The organism is Flavobacterium sp., from assembly GCF_043722275.1.
Classification (GTDB): Bacteria; Bacteroidota; Bacteroidia; order Flavobacteriales; family Flavobacteriaceae; genus Flavobacterium.
This window is the reverse complement of the sequence record NZ_JAYSPC010000050.1, coordinates 1-3071: the sequence shown is the minus strand read 5'-3', so window position 1 is coordinate 3071 and position 3071 is coordinate 1. Positions and strand designations below refer to the sequence as shown.

Annotated in this window: 3 protein-coding genes; all 3 read right to left on the bottom strand. The window is 31.5% G+C overall.

Features of this window, described 5'->3' with window-relative positions:
• The coding region (locus tag ACHZDT_RS06865) for an aminotransferase class III-fold pyridoxal phosphate-dependent enzyme (protein WP_394773890.1) at positions 1–390 on the bottom strand (390 nt) is incomplete at its 3' end.
• A 27-nt stretch (positions 391–417) separates the two neighbouring features.
• Entirely contained in the window at positions 418–1224 is an 807-nt protein-coding gene (locus ACHZDT_RS06860; RefSeq protein ID WP_394773889.1) for an abortive infection system antitoxin AbiGi family protein, read from the bottom strand.
• Between the two features lie 103 nt (positions 1225–1327).
• Positions 1328–2956, bottom strand: coding sequence for a retroviral-like aspartic protease family protein (locus ACHZDT_RS06855; RefSeq protein ID WP_394773888.1), 1629 nt, complete (start codon positions 2954–2956; stop codon positions 1328–1330).
• Between the last annotated feature and the right edge of the window lie 115 nt (positions 2957–3071).

Sequence of the window (3071 nt, the reverse complement as noted above, 5' to 3'; positions counted from 1 at the left end):
AAGTCTTGCAAGCTTGATTGCATTTTCAATTGATGTTGCACCGCATAAAGTAAAGAATGCTTTGTTCAGATCACCGGGGCAAATCTCCGCCAGTTTTTTCCCTAACTCACCACGCACTTTGGTAACACAACTTGGTGTAACATAACTTACTTCCTGCATCTGCTTAACAACAGCTTCTGTAATTCTTTGATCTCCATGACCAATATTTACATTCATCAACCCCGATGAAAAGTCGATGATGCGGTTATCATCATAATCATAGAGGTAAACACCTTCTGCATGTTTCACAGCAATTGGAGCAAGGCCTTTTTGTTTGCTCCATGAGAATAAAGTGTAGTCGAGATTGTTCTCAATAATCTCTGTGGCTTCGGAAATTGTTTTTGTACTCATAATTTTATTTTTTTTGTGTTGCCAACTTTAGTTTTTTATTGCATCGCTTGTTGTGTCGTACACTTCATCGTTTCTAACTTTAATGAACAACGAATTGCCAAATTCATTTATTAATTTTTCTTTTTCTTCATTATTCTGAACGTAGATACCCTTGACTGCGGACAAAGGAAAATCAAGTCGATAAAGTGTTTTCAAATTATTTACATAAGTTTCCCAAACTGTAGAGTGTATTACAAGTTTCCCTTCATCATTAGCATAATAATCCCCTTCTGACAAATAAGGTGGAATTACACGGAAAGGATAAAATCGCCACTCTCTTTCGTCATAAAAACAAACATCTTTTCCAGAGAAATCTTCTCCAAAGTAAGGTTTGAATAAAAGTAATAAACTATGAAATGCTTCTTCAAAATGATTTGCAGTACCATATCTGTAACTTTTTGCTTTCATTCCCATAAAATCTTCTTCACCTATAAAGTCATTTCTTTTTATACACTCTTCATTTTCTTTGTAAGTTTTCCAAATTGTTTGTAAAGCATTATAATTAAAACTGTCTTTGTGAGCATAAGTAATTGGGGTTATTCTTCTTTCAATGCCCCAACTTTTCTCCATTGCAATGCCATAAGGGCCATATTTGTTTTTATGAGGCTCCATAAATTTTTCTGGAATATCACAAAAACAAACCATAGGGATACCAATATGCGGTAATTTTTCATCAAGAGCTAACCAGTTTTCTAAACAATAGTTTGGAAAAAATCCTTCCTTAAGAATTGAAAGTAAATTTTCAAACCTTTTTGTAAAGTGAAATAAATAATCAGCGCTTATATTTCCGGCCATTTAGATATAATTAAATATTTTTTCTAGTAACGCACTCTTCATCGTTCGTTAATTCTACTCAGTAAACTTAATCTCATAAATTAATTTATGAGATCAATTTCAATTAGTCTTCAAAATGAATAACGCCATTCTTATAATCAATTGTAATTTTCCCAAACCTATTCAATGCGCTTTGTCCAAGCAACAATGGAGCATCTAAAGAATTAGAAATAGTTGCTCTAATATTAGTCACTTTTCTACTTCCTATTTGCAGTTCTTTCAAAATGAAAACTTTGCTCTTTGCTGTAGAGCCATCTGCGAACTTATAAGTTTGAGTACCAATAAAATCTTTATCACTTACTGTTCCTGTTCTGATTAAAGTTAAAGCAACATCTGCAGATATCGAAACATCTGATGCCCCTGCATCAAAAATGAAATTTATTTTTAAAGTATTATTGATAGTTATAGGAATTTCATAAACCCCTCCCTTTTTTATCATCGTAATAGAATTGCTCGTAAGTTCTGAGTTTTGGATATTATCTTGGTTCTGATTTGAATTTTCAAGTAAGTTAGTCTTAGATATTTGTGCATCTTTTGACCCATATTCAATTGCTTTATAATAATCTTTTAAAGCTGCTTCTTTGTTTTCCAAAAACTCATTAACCAATCCACGCATATTATATGCCTTGGCCCATTTTCCCATTTGATATTTTAATCTCTCTTGGGTCGAACCGGCTACTGATTTTAGAATATCACTTCGTTGTTGCTCGAACAAATCAATAGCTATGTTTAAATCTTTTATGGCATTAGCGTAGTCGGATGATATTCCATAACAAACCCCTCTTTCTAAATAAATATCAGGGTCTCGCCATTTAGATAAATAAATACTAAAATCGGCTATAGCTCCCTTCTGGTCATTATTAAAGTATGTTCTCAAAATACCTCTTTCTTTATAAGCGTCATCATTTTTTGGGTCAAGGTCTATGGTAGCAGACAGACATTGAATTGCCTTTAAAGAATCAGAGTAATATGTTTGATATACTATTGATAAATAATGATAAGCTAAAGATTTAGTTTTGATATTTTTTGTTAGCCCAATTACTGATTCACAATCTCTTTTTAGAGTTGGAATATGTTCTTCATATTCTTTAAAAGAATCAGAAAAGAAGAAAGTGAATATATTGGTTTTAAGAATTAATTGAATTCTTCCCCAAAGATATTTTTCATTCCAGGGGTCAATATTAATAGCCGAATCTATTAGTTTTTTTCTGTCTTTGAAATATACTTGTACATAGCGATCTTCATTATTTGGAATATAATTGCATATATATCCTTCTGAGCAATTTTGAAATTGGCAGAATAGAAAATAAAAAAGCTCAGGATTTCCATAACCTGTTAATTTAGCTTTTATGCAATCGGATATTATTAACGGATCATAAGAATTATATTTACCTTTTTTATAGAAATTAACTACTGCCCGGTTAAAATAATTAACTCCGGCAGATGGATTGTCAGCTATAAGCTTATTTAATACTAAAAGAGCCGTTGTATATTTTTTCTGATTGAATAAAGTAGTTAAGGTTTTTGATGTTGTGTCTATATTCGGCTTAGCGACTAACTGACCTTTTTCAATAATTGGAAACGATAAAACTACGATTTTTGGTATCGTGTCAATATTCGGCTTAGCCACTAACTGGCTTTTTGCAACAATTGCAAACAATAATAATGATAAAGTTATTTTAAGTTTTAGCATCTTCAGATTTTCTGGTTTCCATCAATTTTTGATAGCAATTATTAAGTATTAAAATTTCATTATTAAAATCATCCAGTTTTTGTTGAAGCAGATTGATAAATGGTTCAGAATGGCC

What these genes read in the sequence shown, in the direction of transcription:
- ACHZDT_RS06860 (WP_394773889.1), bottom strand. Translation starts at nt 1,224, where the DNA reads ATGGCCGGAAATATAAGCGCTGATTATTTATTTCACTTTACAAAAAGG.
- ACHZDT_RS06855 (WP_394773888.1), bottom strand. Translation starts at nt 2,956, where the DNA reads ATGCTAAAACTTAAAATAACTTTATCATTATTATTGTTTGCAATTGTT.